This is a genomic window from Nonomuraea sp. NPDC049152 (assembly GCF_040648355.1).
In the GTDB taxonomy this organism is placed as follows: domain Bacteria; phylum Actinomycetota; class Actinomycetes; order Streptosporangiales; family Streptosporangiaceae; genus Nonomuraea.
The window spans coordinates 407,217-428,027 of sequence record NZ_JBEZDO010000004.1; the positions used below are offsets into that span (position 1 = coordinate 407,217).

Sequence of the window (20,811 nt, forward strand, 5' to 3'; positions counted from 1 at the left end):
TAGGCGGGCCGGCCCGCCGGTCCACTGGGCTGACCTGCCGGTCCGCCGGGCGAGCCTGCCGGTCCACTGGGCTGGCCGTATGGGGTTTGCGCCTGGTTCGGCGGTGGCCCGTAGACAGGCGGGCCGTATGGGGGTGGCGCCTGGTTCGGAGGGCCGTACGGGGGCTGTCCGCCGTACTGCTGTCCGTTGTGCTGATCGGTCATCCGCGTTCCCCCATCACGCCAGCTGCCGGCGGACGAAGGCCGCCCACTCCCGCTCGAACTCCGCCTTGCTCACACCGAGCGCCTCGAACAGCGCCGCCTCGCTGTCGTCGCCCCGCGCCTTGTACGCCGCGGCCACGCCCTCTGCCACCTCGCGCTCGCCGTACTTCTCGGCGATGAAGCGCATGGCGAGGTTGCCCATGAAGTAGTGGGCGTTGATCAGGTTCTTATACTCCCAGAACACGTTGTCGGGCAGCCGGCCGTCGAACGGCCTGGCCAGCCGTCCCGCCAGGTAGGCCCTGCCCTGCTGGTAGCGGCGCACCTGGGCGACGCGCTGGTGCCGCGTGGCGACGTAGTCGGCGAAGCCCTCGACGACCCAGTTGGGCTTGCCGAACAGTGAGAACTCGGCGCTGTCGAGGCTCGCCACCAGGGAGTGGGCGATCTCGTGCTGGCTGACCTCCCTGATGCCCGCCGTGTCGGCGAAGAAGGACGAGGTGGTGTCGAGCACGATCCTGCTGCCGCCGATCCTGATGCTGCCGCCCGAGCCCCAGCTGGGCATCGGGATCGACACGCCCGCCTCGTGCGCCTTCTCCTTGCGGAACAGGCTGCCCAGCTGCGCCTGGCCCTTGGCCAGCGCGACCACGAACCCGATCGGCACCGCCGCGTCCGGTGGGCCGTTGCGCCGCCAGAAGTCCAGGTCGGTGGTGGTGGCCTCGGCGACGGTCGGCGCGATGCGCTTGGCGAGCGCGGCGTCCTCGGGCCTGGCGAGGACGACGCTGGTGCCCGCCTTCACCACGGCGACGTCGGGCCAGATGTCCCACGGGCCCGGGTAGTACACGGTCTTGGAGCCCTCGCCGCCCGTGATCGACGGCGGCGCGCCGGCCACCTTGGTGACGACCAGGGGCGCGTCGGCCGAGGCCTTCCGGATCGTCCAGCGGTACCACTCCGACACCGGCTTCAGGTCGATGCCGGTGAACCGGTGTACGAACGCGACGTCCTGGGTGAACGTCACACCGCGCCCGAAGTTGTCCTCGGCGCGGCCGTTGCGGCGCAGCGTCTCGTAGGACATCTGGCTCAACGGCATCTTGCGCAGGTTGGCGAAGAGCCTGGCCTGGTCGCGGACGAGGGTGGCGTTCCCCCGGTCGAAGATCGAGGTGAACGCCTTGGCGTCGCCCGAGTTCAGCGCTTCGCCGTGCGTCTTGAGCAGCGCGGCGATCTCCTCGTCGGTGACCACGACGGCGTTGGGGTCCTGGCCTTGGCCGCTCGGCCCTGGGCTGGCCTGCCCCTCGCCTGCCGCTCCGGTCGGGGCCGGGTCGAGCGCCGCCGTGGAAGCGCGGTCCCGCAGAACCAGTCCCACTCCAGCCCCGGCGGCGATCACCAGGACCAGCGACAGGACGCCCAGCGTCACCCACAGCCCGGTCCTGCGTCGGGGCGGTGGCGGCGAGGGAGGGGGAGGCTGGTGCCACTGGCCCTGGTGCGGCGGCCCCGGCGGCCATGGGCCTGGGTGTGGCTGGCCTGGGTGCGACTGTCCTTGCTGCCACGGCGGCGGCTGCGTCGGATACTGCTGGTGAAAACCGGGCCCCGTCGTCACAATTGCCCCGTTAGAGCTGGTAGGTCATGAAAGGCGAAAATCGTACCAGCGGTTACAGGGGCGCCCTCGCAGGGGTCAGAGGATCACGCCCTCCTTCATCACCAGCGTGCGCGGCGGGTGGACGACGACCGCCTCCGCCGCTCCGCCCGCGGGAACCACGACCAGGTCCGCCCTGTCGCCGACAGCCAGGCCGTAACCGGACAGGCCGAGCGCGCGGGCCCCGCCGTACGTCGCCGCCTCCAGCGCGAGCTCGATGTCCTCGTCCCGCCTGAACGTGCTCCGGTAGGCCAGGTGCATCGCGCGCTCCAGCATGTCGCCCGAGCCGTACGGTCCCCACAGATCGCGGATGCCGTCGTGACCGCACGCGACCGTGACCCCGGCCGCGCGGAGCACCTTCACGGCCGGGACGGGAAAGCTGTAGACGGCCGCCGTCGCGATCGCCACACCCGCCGCCGCCAGCTTCTCGGCCAGGCGGCTCTGCCGGGCCTCGTCGGCCTGGCCCATGGCGTAGGCGTGGCTGACCGTAACCCGGCCGCCCAGTCCGGTCACCGCGGTGCGCTCGGCGATCAGCTCGAGCTCCCACATGCCCAGCGACCCGCCGTCGTGCAGGTGGATGTCGATGTGCGCGCCGTACGCCTCGGCGAGCTCGAAGACGGCGTCGAGGTGACGGACGGGATCGCGGTCGATGCCGGCGGGATCGAGACCGCCGATCGCCTCGACGCCGCTCTTGAGCGCCTCCTCGAGCAGGTCGGCGGTGCCGGGGTTGGTCAGCAGGCCGTGCTGGGGGAAGGCGACCTGCGTCACGCTGAGACGGCCGCTCAGCGTCTCGGCCGCCTGCCGTACCGCCTCGACGCCGCGCAGCCCGACCGCGGGGTCGACGTCGGTGTGGGTGCGCACGTGCGTGGTGCCGAAGGCGCTCATCCGCTCCAGCAGCGCGATGACGCGCTCGACGCTCGGCACCCCCAGCTCGGCTCTGCGACCGAGGTCGTTGGACATGCGCCCGGCCAGCGTGTCGTCGGCCGAGTGGGGAATCCACGGCCCGCCGTACAGGGTCTTGTCGAGGTGGCAGTGCGCCTCGACGAGACCGGGCAGCACCAGCTGACCCGAGACGTCGACCACGCGCGCCCGCGACGCGTCGGCGCCCGCGCCGACCCCGGCGATCACGCCGTCGCGGACCAGCACGTCGGCCGGCCCTTCCAGGCCCCATGGACGGCCGCCGCGGAGGAGGACTTCGGTCATGCCAGCACCCTAGTTTCCTCGTTTGCGGAAGTCTCGGCCTCCAGGGGAGCTGCTGCCAGTCCGGTGTTCTCTGGCCGGGGCGCGAGACCTCGACGGTCACGAGGACGGCTGCTGATCGGCCAGGTAGTGGTGCAGGTGACCGGAGCCTTCGAGCATGGCCGTCGCCCGCTGGATCAGCTCGGCCCGGCGTGTCCCACCAGTAGCCCTTGGCCGGCGTCCGGTAGGTCACCAGCGCCGTGCGGTGCCCCTCGTGGAACCTGCGATAGCCGGAAGGTGAGCGAGGGGTGGGCGGCAGGATGCTTCCGCCCTCCACGCACAGCTTGCACGTGCGGTTGAAGCTTATCGGCCGCCGTCCCCCTCATGAGCTGCGGGTCGATCAGAAAAGTCTTCACGGACGCTTCAATGAGAAACTTGAAGGCACGGATGTCGGCGAAAGCGACGACGGGCGCGAGCCTGTCAACGACGCCCATGACCTCCGGATGCGGTACGGCTTGGCCGACGTGCTCCGCGGAGGTCTGATCGCCGGGTTCGTGACGGCGCCCTTCGTGCTGCGGCGCATGGCATGGCGGGCCTCCGGCTCCAGCGTCGCCGTACGGCCGTTCGTAGAGACTGTCACTCGTATGGAAAGGTTCCCGTGGTTTCCAGCCAGCAGGCAAACGACATCCGGCACCACGACCTCCGCGGATCGGCGCACGCCGCCGCGGACAGCCACGACCTCATCCAGGTCCGTGGTGCCAGGGAGAACAACCTGACGGGCGTCTCCCTCGATCTGCCCAAACGGCGACTCAGCGTCTTCACCGGCGTTTCAGGCTCGGGCAAGTCCTCGCTGGTCTTCGACACGATCGCCGCGGAGTCACGACGGCTGATCAACGAGACCTACACGGCGTTCATCCAGAACTTCATGCCGAGCCTCAACCGGCCCGACGTCGACTCGCTGCACAATCTGAGCGCGGCGATCATCGTCGACCAGGAGCGGATGGGCGTCAACGCGCGTTCGACCGTGGGCACCGCAACCGACGCCCACACCATGCTGCGGATCATGTTCAGCCGGATCGGCGTCCCTCACGTCGGCCCGCCCTTCGCCTTCAGCTTCAACAGGGCCGAGGGCATGTGCCCCGAGTGCGAGGGGCTCGGCAAGGTCTCCGACATCGACATCGACGAGCTGGTCGACAGGGAGCGGTCGCTGAACGACGGGGCGATCAAGGTGCCCGGGTTCGCGGTCGACACCTGGTACTGGCAGCTGATGGCCCATTCCGGCTTCTTCGACCCCGACCTCAAGCTCCAGGACTACACCCCCGAGCAGTGGGAGGACTTCCTCCACAAGCCCGCCACCAAGGTCAAGATCGGCTCGAACAACCTCACCTACGAGGGGCTCGTCACCAAGGTCAGGCGGCTCTACCTGGCCAAGGACCGCGACTCGATGCAGTCGCAGGCGCGCGCGTTCGCCGATCGGGCGGTCAAGCTCACCGGCTGCCCCGCCTGCGGCGGCACCCGGCTGAACGCGGCGGCGAGATCCGCGATGATCAACGGCCACGGCATCACGCGGTGCTCGGCCATGCAGATCAACGACCTGGCCGAGTTCGTCCGGGGCATCGAGAACCCGGCGGTCGGGCCGCTGCTCACCACCCTCCTCGAAACGCTCGACTCGCTGGTCGAGATCGGCCTCGGCTACCTGAGCCTCGACCGCGAGTCCGGCACCCTGTCCGGCGGCGAGGCGCAGCGCGTGCGGATGGTCCGTCATCTCACCTCGAGCCTGACCGACGTCACGTACGTCTTCGACGAGCCGACGGCGGGGCTGCACCCGCACGACATCCAGCGCATGAACGGCCTGCTGCTCAGACTGCGCGACAAGGGCAACACCGTCCTGGTCGTCGAGCACAAGCCGGAGACGATCGTGATCGCCGACCACGTCGTCGACCTCGGTCCAGGCGCCGGTACGGCAGGCGGCCGCATCTGCTACGCCGGTGACCTGGACGGCCTGCGCGCCTCCGGCACCCTGACGGGCCGCTACCTCGACCACCGGGTGAGCCTCCGGGAGAAGGTGCGCCAGCCGACCGGGCAGCTGTCGATCGAGGGCGCCACGTTGCACAACCTGCGGGACGTGAGCGTCGACATCCCCCTCGGCGTGCTCACCGTCGTCACCGGCGTCGCCGGATCCGGCAAGAGCTCCCTGATCCACGGCTACGTCGCGGGGCGTGACGGCGTGATCGTCGCCGACCAGTCGGCGATCCGCGGCTCCCGCCGCAGCAACCCGGCCACCTACACGGGAGTGCTCGACCCGATCAGGACGGCCTTCGCCAAGGCCAACGGCGTGAAGCCAGGCCTGTTCAGCGCCAACTCCGAAGGCGCGTGCCCGGCCTGCAAGGGCATCGGCCTCATCTACACCGACCTGGCCATGATGGCCGAGGTGGCGTCGGTGTGCGAGGAGTGCGAGGGCAAGCGGTTCACGCCCGAGGTGCTGAACTACCGGCTGCGCGGCAAGAACATCAGCGAGGTCCTCGGCATGTCCGTGACGGAGGCCGCCGCGTTCTTCACCACCGGCCAGGCCAGGACCATCCTCGACCGCCTCTCGGCGGTCGGTCTCGGCTACCTCGGCCTCGGACAGCCGCTCACCACACTGTCCGGCGGCGAACGGCAGCGGCTCAAGCTCGCGATCCACATGGCGAAGAACGGCACGACGTACGTGCTGGACGAGCCGACGACGGGGCTCCACCTCGCGGACGTGGACCAGCTGCTGGAACTGCTCGACCGGCTGGTGGACGACGGGAACACCGTCATCGTCATCGAGCACCACCAGGCGGTGATGGCTCACGCCGACTGGATCATCGACCTGGGCCCAGGAGCGGGCCACGACGGCGGACAGGTCGTGTTCTCTGGCCCGCCGTCCGACCTGGTGGGGACGGGCACGTCACTGACGGCCGAACACCTCCGCGGGTACGTCGGCTGACGGCCGAGGTTGCTCCCGACGACGCCCTCGCCGCACCGGGAGCAACCACCCCGTCCCAGGTCCCCGCTTCCGCCTCAGGCCCGCTCCCGCACCGCGGAGTCGGGATGTGCCCCGGTTGACCTCGACTGCGGTTGAGGTTCTAGCGGCAAGGCCGCGCTTCCCCACGGCGTGACGGCGGTGCGCGGTGACCTGTCGTCCCCGGACACGCTGGAGCCCGCGCTGCGTGACGTGGACAGCGTGTACCTGATGTGGCCGGGTATCCCGGTGGAACCCGCCGTCGTGGACGCGATCGCCGGGCACGCCAAGCGCGTCGTGTGGGCGCGAGGTGCGGTGGGAGGAGCCGCCGCTGGAGACGGCGCGCGCGGAGCTGACGGCGGCGTGGGGGAACGCGGCGTTCGTGGAGGCGAGACTGGCGGCGTGGAAGGCGTTCGTGGACTCGCCCGAGCGAGTCACCGACACCGTCGAACGGCTGCTCGGACGGCCCGCGCGCACGTTCCGCTCGTGGGCGGAGGAACACGCGGACGCCTTCCGCTAGACCCCCACGACCCCACCGCCCCTAGACCTCCACGACCCGCCGGGGGTCTTACGGCTTGCGGGCGATGCCGCCGTACATCAGCCGGTGGCCCACCGTCAGGTCCGACGGGACGGCCTGGTCGGGGCGCCACAGCGGCAGCGGCACCACGCCCGGCTCGACCAGTTCGAATCCGTCGAAGAAGGAGGTGATCTCCTCGACGGTCCGGAACCGGCCGGTCCCGAGGAGCGCGAGGAACTTCTTCTCCGCGTCCCGCGAATCCTGGCTCGAGGCGCAGAAGTGCGTGACGAACAGGTAGCTTCCCGAAGGGACCGCTGCCATGTAGGCCTCGAGGATCCCGCGAGGGTCCTCATCGTCGTGCAGGTGGTGGAGGATGCCGACCAGCATCACGCCCACCGGCCGGTCGAAGTCGATGAGCCGGTGGACGGCCGGATCAGCGAGGATGGCCTTCGGATCGCGCAGGTCGGAGGTGACGACCGCGGTGCGCTCGTTCTCCGCCAGCAACGCCCTGCCGTGGGCGAGCACCATCGGGTCGTTGTCAACGTAGACGACGTGCGACTTGGGGTCGGCCCGCTGCGCCACCTGGTGGGTGTTCTCCACCGTCGGCAGACCGGAGCCGAGGTCGATGAACTGCGTGATGCCCTGGTCGACCATGAACCGCACACCACGGCCGAGGATCTGCCGGTTGTAGGTGGCGACGTCGTAGATCTCCGGGACGACCTTCACGATCTCGGCGACGAACTCACGGTCGACCTCGAAGTTGTCCTTGCCGTTGAGGACGACGTCGTAGGCCCTGGCGATGCTCGGCCTGGTCGTGTCGATCGCGTTGTTCCACTCATCCGGCTGCTTCGCCACAGGGGTTCCTCCTCGCGGGGCAATAACGATCATCATAAAGCGCGAAAAGGTGGTAAATGCGTGATCTGGCGAGGTAAGTCAGTCTGTAGCCGACATTTCCGAACTGTTCGCCCGTCGTTCGCCGCGCGTGGACGCCGAACGCACGACGTCTGCCTCCTGCCTGATTGACGGCCCCGCTGGACGAGACCTCGCAGGGGGCGTCCTGGCGTCGCAGCCGATGAACGACGGCAGCGTGGAGGGGAGTCACGGGCAGGGCGTCCTGTCGTCCCGGCCGATCGACGAGGGCAGCGGGAGACGCGACGGGAGGTCCCGAATCAGCCGATCAGGCTTCTGATCACCGTGGCGACCGCCTCGGGTTGCGCCTCGGGCAGGAAGTGCCCGCCGGTCAGGCAGAGAGTCCGCAGCTCGGTCGTCCAGCCCCGCCACACGGCCTCCGGGTCGAACGGAAGGACCATCGCGCCCGGGTCCTGCCAGATCGCCAGCGTGGGCGCCTGGATCCGCCTGCCCGCCTCACGGTCCCCGGCGTCATGGACGGCGTCGACGAACGCGCTGGCCCGGTAGTCCTGACAGACGGCGTGGATGGCCTCCTTCGACCGGAACGAGGCCAGGTACGCCTCACGGACGCCGGGCTCGATCGTGGCGGGATCGTCGGCCCACGTGTCGAAGAAGTGGCCGAAGAAGGCGTCGGGATCGGCGCCGATCATCCGTTCGGGCACGTCGGTGAGCTGGGCGAGGAAGTACAGATGGAAGGCGAACACGCCGCCGGTCCCGTTCAGCGACTCCCACATGTCCACCGTCGGGACGACGTCGATCACGCCGAGATGGGCGATGGCCTCCGGGTGGTCGAGTGCGGCGCGGAAGGCGACCAGCGCGCCGCGGTCGTGGCCGACCAGGCTGAACCGCTCATGTCCGAGCTGCCGCATGAGCGCGACCATGGTCGCGGCGGTGGCGCGCTTGGCATAGCCCTCGTATCCGCCGTCGAGGCCGTCGCTCGCGCCGTACCCGGGAAGGTCGGGGCAGACGACGCGGAACCCGTCGGCCAGCGCGGGCGCGACCTTCCGCCAGGCCAAATGGGTCTGCGGGAACCCGTGCAGCAACAGCAGCGGCGGCCCGTCCCCGCCCGAGGCGACGTGTAGGGCCCTGCCGTCCACCAGGATCGGCCGTTCGTCGAAGCCGGCGATCTGTAGGTCCATCAACCCAGCCTGCCATCCGCCTCCGACAGTCCCCGTGCGGGGTCGGGCCCCGATGCCGCCGGCGGGGCGGGCCGGGTCGCACCGGCCTCGCTCCACGCCGGACCGCTCGCGCCGCTCAGGTCATGACCTTCACGTCAGCGCGTAGATGCGGAGGTAGTCGACCTCCATCCACGCCTCGCCTGCGCTGCCCTCGCCGGGGAACCAGTCGAGCTGCAGGCACGCCGACATCGGGGTGACGGCCGCGATGGCGGACCTGAACCACTCCTGGCCGTCGATGTAGCCGACCACACCCTCGGGGGAGTTCTCCACCGCGTAGGTGTGCCAGGTGGTCATGTCCAGGTTCGCGTGCGCCTCTTCGCGCCCCGAGGGGGTGTGCATGAAGAAGTTCGGGCGCTGCCGCCCCGGGTCGTCGATGACCTCGAGGAAGTCGATCTCCTCACCCCCGTTGGGCGCCACGCCGCCCCCTCCGCCCGCCGGCCACAGCAGCGCGACGGGATGGTAGGAGCCTGCGCCCGGATACAGGCGGATGCGCGCTTCCCAGCGTCCGTACAGCTGCGTGTACCTGGCCGCGAGCCCCGCGGTGGTGCCGTCGGCCGTGCCGTACAGGAACAGCGAGCCGTCGCCGAGGAACAGCTGGCCGGGTGAGCGGCGGCCGTTGCCCGCGTGGCCGGGCGAGTCGTAGACGGCCCACTCGTTCGGGTCGAGGTAGTCCTCGAACTCGGCGCACCACACGGGCTGCCCCCACCCGCGCTGGTCGGCGACCTGCGCGCAGGGGGCGGCCGTCGCGACGCCGACGAATCCGGACGTGCTCCAGCACAGCAGCGTCACCAGCCCGACGACGGCGACGCGAGAACGCAGCCTGGAGCTCACGGGGCACCCCCTTCTGCCCTGGCGCAGCCGGCCGCGGGCCCGAAAACCCAGCACATCGTAGGCCCGGCGACGGTCTGCGCGGCGGCTCTTCCGGGTGACGCGCCGATGACGACCTGTGACTGGGCGGCGGGCGCTCCGGCGGGGGCGCCCCCTGTGTACGGCTGGGCGGCGGCAGGCGGCACGAAGGCCCACTCGAACGCTCCGGTTCCGATGCCGGGGGTGCTGCCGCGCCACGGTGACAGGCTCCAGCACGCGGCGCTGTCCTGGGCGAGGCAGGTCTGCCCGGTGGACGCGGCGACGGGCGGCGCGAGCGCGGGCAGCGGCAGGACGGTCCGGGTGGTGAGTGCGTTGAGCGGGTTGAGCGCGAGCGACTGGGGCTCGGCCGGAGCGGGGGCGGGCGCGACGCCGCTGTCGACGGCGTGCCCGGTGGCGGCCGTGGGCCTGACGAACGGAGCGCCGGCCGTGGGCGGGGCTGAGGGCAGAGGGCTCGCGTCCGCCGTCGCGATCGGCAGCGGCGACGGCTCCTGGGCGGGGGACGAGACCTTGACCGGGCCGGCCGACGGCGGCCTGACGGAGGCGCTGGGACGGACGGCGGGCTCGGCCGGGGTCCTGGCCACCGGGATCCTGGCCACCGGGGGCGTGGGGACCGTGGGCTTGACGGGGGCGCGACTGGGCGCGGGGCTCGTGGGAACCGAGGGCTTGGGCGCGGCGCTGGTCGGAACCGAGGGTTTGGGCGCCGCGCTGGTGGAGGCCGACGGCTGGGGGGCGGCGCTGGTGGAGGTCCTCGGCTTCGGCGCGGTGCTGCTCGTGGGCTTCGGCTTGGGGACGGTGCTGGTCCGCGGCTTGGGCAACGTGATCTTGATGGGCGACGGGAGGGGGACGTCCAGCTTCGTGGCTTCGGTGGCGGTCGGCTTCTCGCTCGGCGCCGGCCGTTGAGAGGGTACGGGCTTCGGCTCGGACTTGGGCGCGGGCCTGGCGGTGGCGGGAGTCCTCCTGGGCGACGGCGGCGCCGACGCGGTGGGGGTCTCGGTGGGAGCATCGGTGGGAGCCTCGGTCGCGGGGTCGGTCGGCGCCTCGGTCGGCGCCTCGGTGGGCTCCCGCGTGGGCTCGTCCCTCGGCGCGCGGCGCGGCTCGGCGGTCGGTTCCTCCGTGGGCTCCTGCGTCGGCTCGGCGGTCGGCTCCTGCGTCGGCTCGGGAGCGGGCTCGGGTGCGGGTTCGGGCACGGGCTCCGAGCTGGGCGCGAACGTCGAGGCGCCCCCTTCGGGTGAGGAGGGCTCGATGTCGGCGTGAGAGATCCATGGCTGGGCGAGCGCTCCGCCACCCACCAGGGACACGCAGGCCAGCAGCAGGCCGGAGGCGAAGGAAAGGCGCCGGGAGGGGCGGCTTGGGGTCATGAGCGGGGATCTCCTGGACTCACTGGGCGGGGTCGGTGTGGGCGATGGGCCGCCAGCCCGCCGCGGTGAACTGGGGGGAGCCCGGCGCGGCGGCGGGAGGCGCGGCGACAGGGCGGGTGTCAGGGGTGTTGACCCAGTCGCCGCCGCGCAGGGTGGGGTGCCAGGTCATGAGCAGGTTCATGGCGTAGGGGCTGGAGTACAGCGGGCCCGCGTCGCCCTTGGTCGCCGTCACCTGGACGAGGACCGAGACGAGGATCTGGTCCTCAGCGCGTTCCTGCCAGCGGATGCCGACCGTGCTCGATCTCATGGCCGCGCCCGCGGGCAGCGAGCCCTCCTCAGGCAGGCCGAGGGTGCGCCGCCAGCCCTTGGTCGCGCTCGCGGCGCCCGCACGGGCCGCCTGCTGCTGCTCGGGCGCCGCGTACAGCTGTGCCGCGGCCATGGCCTGGGCCTCGTCGAGCGTCCACGCCGCCTCCAGGGTCGCGGCGGCGGCCGAGGCGGCGCCCAGTTCGGTGTGCGGGAAGCCGATGGGGAAGCCCGCCGCGCCCTGGTACCCCGCGGGCTCGGCGAGGGTCACGGGCTCGGTGTCCGAGCCCGGACGCAGGATCCAGGCGGCGACGGCCACCGCGAGCACCGCGGCCACCGCGATCGCCACCCGGCGGACCCGGTGGCGGCGCCGTACCGGACCCAGATCCCAGCGCAGGGCCGGGTCCTCCATCACAGGCGACACTAGTGACCCCTGTCGGGCCGCAGGCTGAAAGCCTGCCCCGCCGCGGCGGCCAGACGCAGGTAGGCTCCGGCGGTGGTGGGCCGCAGCCGCAGCAGGTCGACCTCGGCGCCCTCCTTCAGGTGCGGGTCGTACGGCACGCGGATCACGGTCTTGCACCGGGCGCTGAAGTGCTGCTCCAGCAGGTCCACGTCGACGTCGCAGCGCTCCTCGACGGCGTTCAGCACCACGATGGCGTTCTTCACCAGGTCGGCGTGCCCGTGCGCGGTGAGCCAGTCGAGCGTGGCCGCCGCCGAGTTCGCGCCGTCCACCGCCACCAGGCTGACCAGCACGATCTGGTCGGCCATGTCCAGCGTCGCGCCCATCGCGCCGTGCAGCAGACCGGTGCCGCAGTCGGTGATGCAGATGGAGTAGTAGCGCTCGATCAGCCCGGCGACCGTCCTGTAGTCGTCGGCGTCGAACGCCTCGCTCACGGCCGGATCGGTGTCGGAGGCGAGCACCTCCAGCCGCGCAGGCGACTGCGAGGTGAAGGCGCGCGCGTCGGCGTACCTCACGATGTGCTCGGCCTCGGCCAGCAACGTGCGGATGGTCGCGGCGGTCTCCGACTTGACCTTCAGCCCCAGCGTGCCCCTGTCGGGGTTGGCGTCGATGGCGATGACCCTGTCGCCCCTCAGCGAGGCGAGCGTGTTGCCCAGCGCGGCCGTGGTCGTGGTCTTGCCCACGCCCCCCTTCAGGCTCATGACCGCGATCCTGTGGTGCCCGCTGGCCACCGGGGTCTGCGCCTGCGCGATCAGCCTGCGGCGTTCGACCTCGGCCGACGACTCGGCAGGGATGTACCTGCGCCCTGACAGCTGCCAGACCAGGCGCCGCCAGCCGGCAGCGGGCTCGGGCCGCCGGTTGGTCAGCAGTCGTTCGGCCGTGAGCGGGATGGACTGGTCGAACTGCTCCGGCTGGGTCGCCGGCTTCTGCAGCCTGGAAGGGGTTTCCGTCATGGCAAGGGTCCTTTCACAAGGGGTCAGCAGGTGTTCCAGCGAACGCGGGTGGTGAGCGAGTCGGCGGGTCCCTGGACGGTCAGGACGGCCTCCGCCGGGGACGGGTCACCGCACCAGTGGCGAAAGCGCAGCGCCCGCACCTGGATCACGGCAGGGTCGCCATCGCCCGAGGTGCCGGACGACGGCGTGACGGCCAGGCCGGGCGCGGTGATCCGCCAGCTCACCGGCTCGCCGGGAAGGTTCAGCGTGATCGTTCCCCTGCCGAACTCGTCCAGCGAGACCGACGGGGGCAGCGTCAGCCGTCCAGTGAGGACGTCGCGGCTCGCCGAGGGAGTGAACGTGGTCTCGGGCGGCGGGTCCTGCGTGGGCCCGAGGACCTGTAGGCCGGTGATCATGCCAGCCGTACCGGCGACGAGCATGATGGCGACCTTGACCGCGGTACTGCGGGTGCGCGCCCCCGCGGCGGCCAGCGCCTCGGGCAGCCTGGACCTTGGCCTGGCGGCAGGCGGCGGGCCTGCCTCGACGGGACCGTCCTGGATCACCTGCGCGATCGACGGGAGGTGAATCTGGTCGGTGGGGGAGAGGACCTCACGGGCCCACACCACGGACGCCAGCGCGTTGAACAGCGGCGTGTCCTGGCCCGGCGTCGGGATGGCGGGCGGGCGCACGTCGAGGTCCGCTGCGGGCTCGTGGGGAGCGGCCTGGCGCGGCACCGCGGGAGGAGCCGGATCGGGTACGGCAGGCAGCAGCGCCAGCAGTTCCTCCCGCCGCGCGACGCTGAGCGGGGCCACCGGCACCTGGTCGATCATCTGCGGGACGGTGTAGTGGATGTTGAACGGCCGGTTGCACGCCGAGCACTCGATCATGTGATTGAGCAGCTCGGAGCGCGCCACGTCCGATCCGGCGGGGAAGGCCGCGTCCACCAGCGGGACGAGCGCGTCGCAGGTCGGCCTGCCGCGAGAGAGCGCGTCCAGCGCGCTCACCAGCGTCTCGATGAGATCCTGCGTCCTGGTGACCAGCCGGTGCGCCTCCGCCTCCGGCAGGCCAAGGACGAGGGACAGGTCGGCGAGGGTCAGCTCGTGCCGGAACATCAGCAGCAGCGCTTCCACGCCCAGCGGATCGACCAGCGCCCACGCCCGCTCCATCAGCTCCGTGTCGGGCAGGCCGGGCCCCGTGCCCGGGTGGTAGCCGTCCCCGCAGGACGGGTCGGCCAGGCACACGCGGCGCAGCGCCGCGAACAGCAGGCCGCGCTCGGAGACGTTCTCCGGTACGGCACGCCAGTGCGACGCGCCGAGCGCGGCGGCGACGGCGGCGGGCGCGGCGGCCTCGCCCAGCCGGTAGACGGCGTAGTCCATGAGGTGGCCGCCGTGCTCGCGCACCCACGCGGCAGCCCTGTCAGGTCCGAGGATGGCACTTCCCATGTCGTGAAGAGAGCTCATGGCCCCGTGTCCGGCTCGACAACGCCCGGCGAGGTCTCGGGGGACGGGACGCTGCCCCTGTTCGGATCGACCACCACGAGTTGCAGGTTCCGGTCCGGCAGGCCGGTGAACTTGGTCCAGTTGCTCACCTCGCCCGGGGCCGGCTCGGCGTACAGCCAGCGGATGAAGGCGGGCCACAGGCACGAGTCACGCGGCAGGTTGGCGGGCGAGCCGGCGGAGACGCCCATCGCCTGGAGTTGCTGCTTGCTGTAGTCGCGGCACTCGGGGGTGCCGGGCGGGGCGATGGTGAGGTCCCACTCGCCGTTGGCGTCGGTGTAGGTCCTCGTCCCGTCGAGGCCGAGGGCCTCCTCGGCGCGCCGCATGAGCTCGGGATCCTGGAAGATCGGCAGGCTCTCGCCCTCGGGGGTGGCGGGGCGCAGGGTGGTGCCGTCGGAGACGCGCGGGCCCGAGGTGCCGGTGACCCTCGTCGGGCGGTTCGGGGTGACGGCCGGGCGTAGCGACGTCGGCATGGACGGCTGGGAGGGCTTGCCGGTGGCCTTCGCCGTGGCTATCGGGGTGGCCTTCGGGCTGGACTTGACGGTCGGCGGCACGGATCTGAAGGTCGGCGGGGCGGATCTCGCCGTCGGCAACGCGGTCTGGGCGGGATCCTCGCAGCCGGGGGCGATCCCGCCTGCCACGGCCGGTCGAAGCGCGCTCCCGTCCGGGCCGGTCACCAGGCACTGCCGGTCGTCGGTGGGGTTCCTGCCAGGAGGCGGGGCTGTGGGAACCCGGGGCGTGGGCTGTCGAACCGTCGGACCCGTGGTGGGAACCCGTGGTACGGGCTGCCGAGCCGTCGGGCCGGTGGACGGGACCCGGGGAGCCGGCTGCCTGGCCGTGGGGACCTGGTCCGGCGGGTTGACGGTCGGGTTCTGGCGCGGCTGGCCAGGCCGGTTCTGGCCGCTCGGGTTCTGGCTCGGGATGCGTTGACCCGGAGGGTTCTGGTCGGGCTGGTTCTGGTCAGCGGGCCGGGGGTGGACCGGCTGGAGGGGCGGGCCGCTGGGCACCCGCTGGGCGTTCGGCTCGACGGCCCGCAGCGTGCCCTTGGGTAAGGCGGTGGCCGGGGTGTCGGCCTTCTTCTCCGTCTCCTTCTTGCCGTCCTCTGACTTCCCGTTCCCCTCGGGCTCGCTCTTCTTCGTCGCGGGAGGGTCGCTCTTCTTGGGCGCGGGAGGATCGGTCTTCCTGGGGGCGGGGGAGTCGTCCCGGTCCCTGGCCGGAGGCTGCGGCGCAGGCTGGTGCACCGTGGGCCGCGGCTCGTTCATCCGCGTGGGCTCCGGCGGATCGCTCCTCTTGGGGGCGGGATCCGGCCTGTCCGATTTCTTCGGCTCCTGCGGCTTCTCCGACGGCGTCGACCGCTCGGCCGGGTTCCCCGGGCGGAGAAGAGGAGGTGAGGTCGTCCCCTTGCCCAGCAGGGGGATGGACGCGCACGCCTCGCCGGCACCCTGGACCGCCAGCCAGTCGACGGTGGCCGCCAGGCACAGCGGCGGGCCACCTGAACCGCCCGACAGCGTGCTGCCCTCGTCCGCGCCGGTGAGCGAGCGGGCGGTAAGCGCGTCGGAGGACGACGCGGCGACCTGTTCGTCCAGCTGGTAGGTTCCCGCGGCCAGGCGGAGGACCTCGGCCTGTGGTTGAGCGTTGCGATTATGGAGGAAACTGCCCAGTCCTGCCCCGGCGCCGAACACGCCGATCGTGAGTGCTGTCGTGACGACCGTTGACCTGGAAGGTCTGCGTGGGGATGTCGTCATGGTGCTCCTCTTATCCGGTGGTTCGTCAGGTGCCGTGGCTCTCCAGTACGTCTGTCCAGTCGCCCATGACCCTGATGGGCTCGGTGGAGCCGATCGGCGGGACGTGTGCCAGGTACATCCGCCCGTAGGTCGCGCTCGCCGTCTGGGCGAACGGGCGGTTGGCGGTGCGGACGGCGGCCGAACCCTTCAGCGTCACCGTGGTGCCTGGCCGCTGCGCCGTACGCACCTCGGTGGAGCGGGCGGAGTACCAGACCAGCGCGCCGCCGTCGACGGTCCTGAGCGCCCGCACCTTGCCGTTCAGGCGGTACGACAGCTTCAGGTCCCAGCCGGCCTTGCGGAGCTGGGCGCGTTCGCGCTGCCACAGCCGTACGGCTGTCGACGTCCACGGTCCTTCGGCGAACCGGTCGTCCTTGGTGGCTCGTTCCAGGCTCCTCAGGTGCGCGAGCGCGACCTGCTTGGGCGTTCCGCGCAGGCCCGAGGTGAACTCGTCCAGGCTCTTGGCGTAGCCGTCGGCGTCGACCGCGATGGCCGGCAGCTCGGGCGCGGGGTCGCGGGTGTCGGCGGTCGACGCCGCGAGCCGCCACCCCTTCTCGGTCTTGACCAGCAGGTCGGTCACGCGGGCCACGCCCGGCTCGTGCATGGCGGCCACGAACCAGTCGCCCGCGTCATCCGTACGGCGCGGCACCCACACCTTGGTGCCCGGCCAGATCCCGGCCGCCACCTCGGCGTCCTGCATCCTGGCCGTCTGGAAGCTCGCCTTGGTCATCTCCAGGGCGAGCCCCTGCTCGAGCTCGCCGACGGCCTTGTCGTCCAGGTCGAGCTGGGCCGCCGACAGCTCGTGCTGGAAGCGATCGTGAACCCGCTTCGCCTCTTGGGCGGTGACCGCCGGCCTCGCCCCGTCCCCTCGCGACGGGGCGGCCGAAGCCGCAGGAGTGACCGGGCTCGCGGGCGTCACCGGCGTGACCGGCTGGCCGGCCGCCCCGGCCTGCGGCGATCCCTGAGGAGGCGCCATCGCCGATGCGGTGGCCATGGGTGCGGCCATGCTCGGCGAGGGCGCCTGCGAAGATCGAATCGCGCCGAGCCCGATCCCCACCGCGGCCAGCACGACGAATACGGTCCCCGCACGAATGATCAACCGCCATGGACCGGCGGACAGCCGTTCGGGCTCCCACTCCTCCGGCGGCTGCGGCTGCGACCTGTGCCTTGCCAGCGGAGGGATGGGAGAGGTCATGGCTGTGTCATCGGAGTGGCCGGTCGGCCAGACCTGCTTATCTGGTAAGTCCGATGGATCATGGGACACAAACCCCGATATTAGACTTACGGCCCGTCCTTTCAAGGGTCATAAATGTAGTAATTGAACTTTCCGGATCGTATTAGAACGACATTTCGGCATTTCTCTATAGAGGAACGAAAAAGTATAATTTGAGACCTTGACTGGACCCTTACAGCGGGTTATAGGTCATCCGACGCGGCGTATGCAGGGCTGATGTGCGCCTTCGACGGCCACGACGCCGGGCTTGCGGTGGCATGGAGATCAATGACGCGTCGAACACTCAAACACGCGAGATCAACAAGCAATAAACGCCCGACCAAAAACCCCAACACCCGCGAACCATCCCGACGAACCCGGTCTTCCGCCCCCAGCCGGTCGCGGTCTCGGTACGGACTCCGCCCGCTCAGGCCGTTGACGTCACCTTTCGTGCCTTCCCTCAAGATGCGCCTTCGCCCTGCTGACCTCCTTCTCGACGTCCGGGGGAAGGGTGCGTCGCAGGATCGGTTCCAGCAGCCATCGGATGAAGGGTGCGAAGTCGATCGATATCGTCCGCGTCACCTTGGTGCCGCCGTCGACCGGTTCGGCGACGAAACTCGCCCTGAACCTCGACAGCCGATGATTCACCTTGTTCTGCGGCAACGGCGCGTACCTGACGTCGACGCGCTCGCCCGGCGTGAGCCGCATCTGGGAGACCACCTTCGGCGCGGGGCCCGGAATCCCCGGCAGTGCCGACCGGAACTTGAACTCGGTGACGTCACCGGTACGGCGCACCCAGTCGATCGGCCCGATCTTGTCGTCGACCGTCGAATACCCTTCGGCGTCCATCACGAACTCGAGAAACTCTTCCGGCTTGCAGCGGATGACCTGTTCCACGACAACCTGAACCATGGAAAGAGAGTAATCTCTTTCTATGGCGAGAACCACCCCGGGCGTCACCCGTGAACGCATACTCAAGGAAGCCGTCCGACTGTTCGCGACCAGGGGATACGATGCGACCTCGGTGGCCGACATCCAGGTCGCCTGCGGGTTGACCGCGGGGTCCGGCGCGCTCTACAAGCACTTCCCCTCGAAGAAGGCGCTGCTGGAGGCGGCCGTCCGGCGCAACCTGGAAACGATGACCCACCGGAACAGGGAGACTGTCGCACAGGCCCCGGCCGACCCGCGCGAAGCCCTGCACCTGATGGCGTCCACCGTGTGGAGCGTGATCGACGGCGACCGGGATCTGATCCGGATCATGCTGCGGGAGTTCACCGGGTTCCCTGAGCTCTTCGAGCAGATGTGGCAGGGCGTGATCGCGAGCCTCTACCAGGAGTGCGCCCGGTGGATCAGCGCTCAGCGTGAACTCGGCACGGTCCAAGTCGCCGACCCGGAGGCGACCGCCACTGTGTTGATCTCGTCGCTGACCTACTACCCGCTCCTGAGAATCCTCATCGGGCACGTGCCTGGGGACCTCGACCCTGACCTGTTTCTGTCCACGTGGGTCGACCACGCCATCCGCGCCCTCAACGTGCGCGACCAATGACGATTCCGTGGCCTGCGCGGGGTCACGAAGCGGGGTCACGAAGGCCACGTGTTGGGCCCGCGCTCCAAGACGACGGGCCGAACCGCCCGAGCGGTGGAGACGGTGACGTGTCAGAGGGGCAGGTCGGAAGTCCTGGAGGATCGCGGTGGCTCTGAGGGCCACGACAAGGAGGACGTGCACGACGGAGAGGGGCGCCATACCGGAAGCGGGCGGCGGGCGGGGTTCCTCGGTGGTCCGGTCAGAGGTTGTATCAAGCGGCCCAGCTTGGCCAGAGCGCAGATACCGCTGATCATCAGGCTGACGAGCAGATCCCCTGTCTGGCTGAGCGGCAGGGCGCCTATGCGAAGGGCCCGCAGTGGCGGGTTCTGCAGTTCCTGGGCGTCGGTCAATGTAGTCTCCTTGTCCGTCGTGGGATTGGGGTCAGCGAGCGGCGACGCTGTCACGATCGTGGCTGTGATCTCGGCGCCCGTTGGATTCGCAGCTCTCCGGGTTTGTGGTGTTATTTGTAGTTTTCTAGCTGAAGCGACTTGCAAGTCCCTTTTGTCTGGCTTGCTCTACCGGCAGCCCGCCGCGCACCGCTCTGTCACTTCTCGATTACGGCCCCGACCGTAGATTCTTTAATACCCGATGTACTGCTCATGAATGCTTATTAGGGCCTTGACCGAAAGCAATCCGCGCGCTCACACTGTTGATCGTTTCTGCGTGGCCCCGCCCATCCAGCGGAACGGGAGACCGTACTTGCGCAAAATCCTCCGTGCTCTGATCGCCACCACCGTGTTGACCGTGGCGGCCTTGAGCGCGACACCAGCCTCGGCTGCGGTGACCGTGACCGTGGACGCGCTGTCCCTCAGCGTCGCCTCGCCCACGGCCAGCCGTCCGATGACCGCCACCGCGAAGGTCCGCGCGTCGCAGACGCTCGCCGTCCAGGCGCTCACGATCGCGGTGCGCGACTCCGCCGGTCAGATCGTCGACTTCCCCGGCGCGATCGAGACCACGCTCTCGCCGACCGCGACCACGTTCACGACCGACCCGAGGGCCTACGCCGCGGGCACCTACACCTACTTCGTCGCCTACCTGGCCAACGACGTCTGGAAGGAACTGACGCCGCGTAAGACGTTCACCGTCTCGGCCAATCCGGTGACGTTCAACCAGGACTTCACGGGTACGGCGGGAGCGGGCCCGAACACCGGGCTCAGCAAGACGACGTGGTTCAACGACCCCTGCTGGCACCAGGCCTGCACCGGCACCATCGCCGAGTACAAGCTGGACCACGCCAAGCTCGACGGCCAGGGAAACCTCGTGATCACCGCTGACCGTGCGGTCACCCCCGGGGCCAAGTGTGGGACGGAAGACTGCCGGTACGCCACGGCCAGGCTGACCATGCTCGACTGGGAAGGCAACGAGGGCCTGCCGTCCTGGCAGCAGGCGGGCGGCCACCTCGAGGCGCGGATGAAGCTCCCGCTCGGCAAGGGTCTCTGGCCCGCGTTCTGGACGGTCGGCGGGAACAACGCGCAGGTCGATTGGCCGGCCAGCGGCGAGATCGACGTGATGGAGGCGCTCGGCAACTATCCCACCCTCGTCGAGCAGCACGCGCACGGCGGACTTCCCGACATCAACGTGGGTGACAGCACGACGCTGCCGAACGGCGAGACCATCGACGACTGGCACACCTACGCGGTGGACTGGGACGCGAGCGCCACCGGCTACATCAAGTGGTCGATCGACGGAGTGGTCACCCGTACGATGACCGCGGCTCAGGTGGGCGCCGCCTGGGGCATGTCGTTCCGCCACGCGCACGCCATGATCCTGAACCTGGCCGTGGGCGGCGGAGACGGCTGGGTCGGCGACCCGGACAGCAGCACGGTGTTCCCCGCCAAGCTCCTCGTGGACTACGTGCGGGTCTACCAGAAGCCTCTGGCCTGACGATCGAAGCTCCGGCCCAGGCCCAGATCCGGAGCGCTCCGCTCTGGGCCTGGGCCGAGTGGTCGGGGCGATCCGCTTCCAGAGTGACGGGTCCGTCGCGGACGGCACCCTGCGCGAGCCGCTTGGCACGGCCACCCGCGTCCACCGGCTCCAGAGCGCAAACGGCCTGCCGCCACGCCCACCCCGACGAGTCCTCACCGGGGGCGGATCCTCGGCGTCGGTGATGACTCCGGCAGATGTCGCGGCAGGGCGGCGTCGGCCCCTTGGCGCTGCCGCACATGGGCGCGGGCCGATAGCCGCCACTCTTGCCCGCCGGCTCGGGAAGGCCGCCCGATT

At 70.5% G+C, this 20,811-nt stretch carries 17 protein-coding genes; 6 read left to right on the forward strand and 11 right to left on the reverse strand.

What is annotated here, in order from left to right; genetic code table 11:
* Positions 1–216: 216 nt before the first annotated feature.
* Positions 217–1,608, reverse strand: a complete 1,392-nt coding sequence (locus AB0B45_RS10855; RefSeq protein WP_358128273.1) for a hypothetical protein — start codon at positions 1,606–1,608, stop codon at positions 217–219.
* Positions 1,609–1,866: 258 nt separating this feature from the next.
* Positions 1,867–3,030 carry an amidohydrolase gene (locus AB0B45_RS10860; RefSeq protein WP_358128274.1) on the reverse strand — a complete coding sequence of 388 codons (1,164 nt, stop codon included), beginning with the start codon at positions 3,028–3,030 and terminating at the stop codon, positions 1,867–1,869.
* 661 nt (positions 3,031–3,691) lie between these two features.
* Here AB0B45_RS10860 and AB0B45_RS10865 point away from each other — a divergent pair.
* A complete protein-coding gene (locus AB0B45_RS10865; RefSeq protein WP_358128384.1) occupies positions 3,692–5,977 on the forward strand; it encodes an excinuclease ABC subunit UvrA in 2,286 nt (761 codons plus the stop codon).
* Between the two features lie 325 nt (positions 5,978–6,302).
* Positions 6,303–6,512, forward strand: coding sequence for a hypothetical protein (locus tag AB0B45_RS10870; RefSeq protein WP_358128276.1), 210 nt, complete (start codon positions 6,303–6,305; stop codon positions 6,510–6,512).
* A gap of 48 nt (positions 6,513–6,560) precedes the next feature.
* Here AB0B45_RS10870 and AB0B45_RS10875 read toward each other — a convergent pair whose 3' ends face one another.
* The 3 genes from AB0B45_RS10875 to AB0B45_RS10885 form a co-directional block, all read right to left on the reverse strand.
* Positions 6,561–7,364 (reverse strand): SAM-dependent methyltransferase, encoded by an 804-nt coding sequence (locus AB0B45_RS10875; RefSeq protein ID WP_358128278.1) that lies wholly within the window; start codon positions 7,362–7,364, stop codon positions 6,561–6,563.
* Between the two features lie 314 nt (positions 7,365–7,678).
* Entirely contained in the window at positions 7,679–8,557 is an 879-nt protein-coding gene (locus AB0B45_RS10880) for an alpha/beta hydrolase (protein WP_358128280.1), read from the reverse strand.
* A gap of 129 nt (positions 8,558–8,686) precedes the next feature.
* Positions 8,687–9,427 (reverse strand): glycoside hydrolase family 16 protein, encoded by a 741-nt coding sequence (locus tag AB0B45_RS10885; RefSeq protein WP_358128282.1) that lies wholly within the window; start codon positions 9,425–9,427, stop codon positions 8,687–8,689.
* A gap of 105 nt (positions 9,428–9,532) precedes the next feature.
* Here AB0B45_RS10885 and AB0B45_RS10890 point away from each other — a divergent pair, with 105 nt between their 5' ends.
* Positions 9,533–10,363 (forward strand): hypothetical protein, encoded by an 831-nt coding sequence (locus AB0B45_RS10890; RefSeq protein ID WP_358128284.1) that lies wholly within the window; start codon positions 9,533–9,535, stop codon positions 10,361–10,363.
* A gap of 24 nt (positions 10,364–10,387) precedes the next feature.
* Positions 10,388–10,717: a hypothetical protein gene (locus tag AB0B45_RS10895; protein WP_358128286.1), complete on the forward strand. Its 330-nt coding sequence runs from the start codon at positions 10,388–10,390 to the stop codon at positions 10,715–10,717.
* Positions 10,718–10,840: 123 nt separating this feature from the next.
* On the opposite strand, the gene AB0B45_RS10900 is transcribed toward AB0B45_RS10895, so the two are convergent.
* The 6 genes from AB0B45_RS10900 to AB0B45_RS10925 all read right to left on the reverse strand — a co-directional run bounded on the left by AB0B45_RS10900 (position 10,841) and on the right by AB0B45_RS10925 (position 17,966).
* Complete coding sequence (locus AB0B45_RS10900) at positions 10,841–11,536, reverse strand: hypothetical protein (protein ID WP_358128288.1); 696 nt, start codon at positions 11,534–11,536, stop codon at positions 10,841–10,843.
* 11 nt (positions 11,537–11,547) lie between these two features.
* On the reverse strand, positions 11,548–12,537 hold the full coding sequence (locus tag AB0B45_RS10905; protein ID WP_358128290.1) for a MinD/ParA family protein: 990 nt from the start codon (positions 12,535–12,537) through the stop codon (positions 11,548–11,550).
* Positions 12,538–12,560: 23 nt separating this feature from the next.
* Positions 12,561–13,958 (reverse strand): hypothetical protein, encoded by a 1,398-nt coding sequence (locus tag AB0B45_RS10910; protein WP_358128292.1) that lies wholly within the window; start codon positions 13,956–13,958, stop codon positions 12,561–12,563.
* Positions 13,959–13,972: 14 nt separating this feature from the next.
* The gene (locus AB0B45_RS10915) at positions 13,973–15,757 is read right to left on the reverse strand and encodes a hypothetical protein (RefSeq protein WP_358128294.1); all 1,785 of its coding nucleotides are present in this window, start codon (positions 15,755–15,757) and stop codon (positions 13,973–13,975) included.
* A 25-nt stretch (positions 15,758–15,782) separates the two neighbouring features.
* A complete protein-coding gene (locus AB0B45_RS10920) occupies positions 15,783–16,988 on the reverse strand; it encodes a hypothetical protein (RefSeq protein ID WP_358128295.1) in 1,206 nt (401 codons plus the stop codon).
* 459 nt (positions 16,989–17,447) lie between these two features.
* Positions 17,448–17,966 carry an SRPBCC family protein gene (locus AB0B45_RS10925; protein ID WP_358128296.1) on the reverse strand — a complete coding sequence of 173 codons (519 nt, stop codon included), beginning with the start codon at positions 17,964–17,966 and terminating at the stop codon, positions 17,448–17,450.
* Between AB0B45_RS10925 and AB0B45_RS10930 the strand changes: the two genes are divergently transcribed.
* A complete protein-coding gene (locus AB0B45_RS10930) occupies positions 17,941–18,552 on the forward strand; it encodes a TetR/AcrR family transcriptional regulator (protein WP_358128298.1) in 612 nt (203 codons plus the stop codon). The two genes, AB0B45_RS10925 and AB0B45_RS10930, sit on opposite strands and share 26 nt — an antisense overlap.
* An 819-nt stretch (positions 18,553–19,371) precedes the next feature.
* Positions 19,372–20,475, forward strand: coding sequence for a glycoside hydrolase family 16 protein (locus AB0B45_RS10935; protein ID WP_358128300.1), 1,104 nt, complete (start codon positions 19,372–19,374; stop codon positions 20,473–20,475).
* Positions 20,476–20,811 lie beyond the last annotated feature (336 nt).

Bases quoted from the DNA above. Each gene is read 5' to 3' on its own strand.
- AB0B45_RS10860 (WP_358128274.1), bottom strand. From the start codon at position 3,030: ATGACCGAAGTCCTCCTCCGCGGCGGCCGTCCATGGGGCCTGGAAGGG.
- AB0B45_RS10880 (WP_358128280.1), bottom strand. From the start codon at position 8,557: ATGGACCTACAGATCGCCGGCTTCGACGAACGGCCGATCCTGGTGGAC.
- AB0B45_RS10890 (WP_358128284.1), top strand. From the start codon at position 9,533: ATGACGACCTGTGACTGGGCGGCGGGCGCTCCGGCGGGGGCGCCCCCT.
- AB0B45_RS10900 (WP_358128288.1), bottom strand. From the start codon at position 11,536: ATGGAGGACCCGGCCCTGCGCTGGGATCTGGGTCCGGTACGGCGCCGC.
- AB0B45_RS10905 (WP_358128290.1), bottom strand. From the start codon at position 12,537: ATGACGGAAACCCCTTCCAGGCTGCAGAAGCCGGCGACCCAGCCGGAG.
- AB0B45_RS10910 (WP_358128292.1), bottom strand. From the start codon at position 13,958: ATGGGAAGTGCCATCCTCGGACCTGACAGGGCTGCCGCGTGGGTGCGC.
- AB0B45_RS10915 (WP_358128294.1), bottom strand. From the start codon at position 15,757: ATGACGACATCCCCACGCAGACCTTCCAGGTCAACGGTCGTCACGACA.
- AB0B45_RS10920 (WP_358128295.1), bottom strand. From the start codon at position 16,988: ATGACCTCTCCCATCCCTCCGCTGGCAAGGCACAGGTCGCAGCCGCAG.
- AB0B45_RS10930 (WP_358128298.1), top strand. From the start codon at position 17,941: ATGGCGAGAACCACCCCGGGCGTCACCCGTGAACGCATACTCAAGGAA.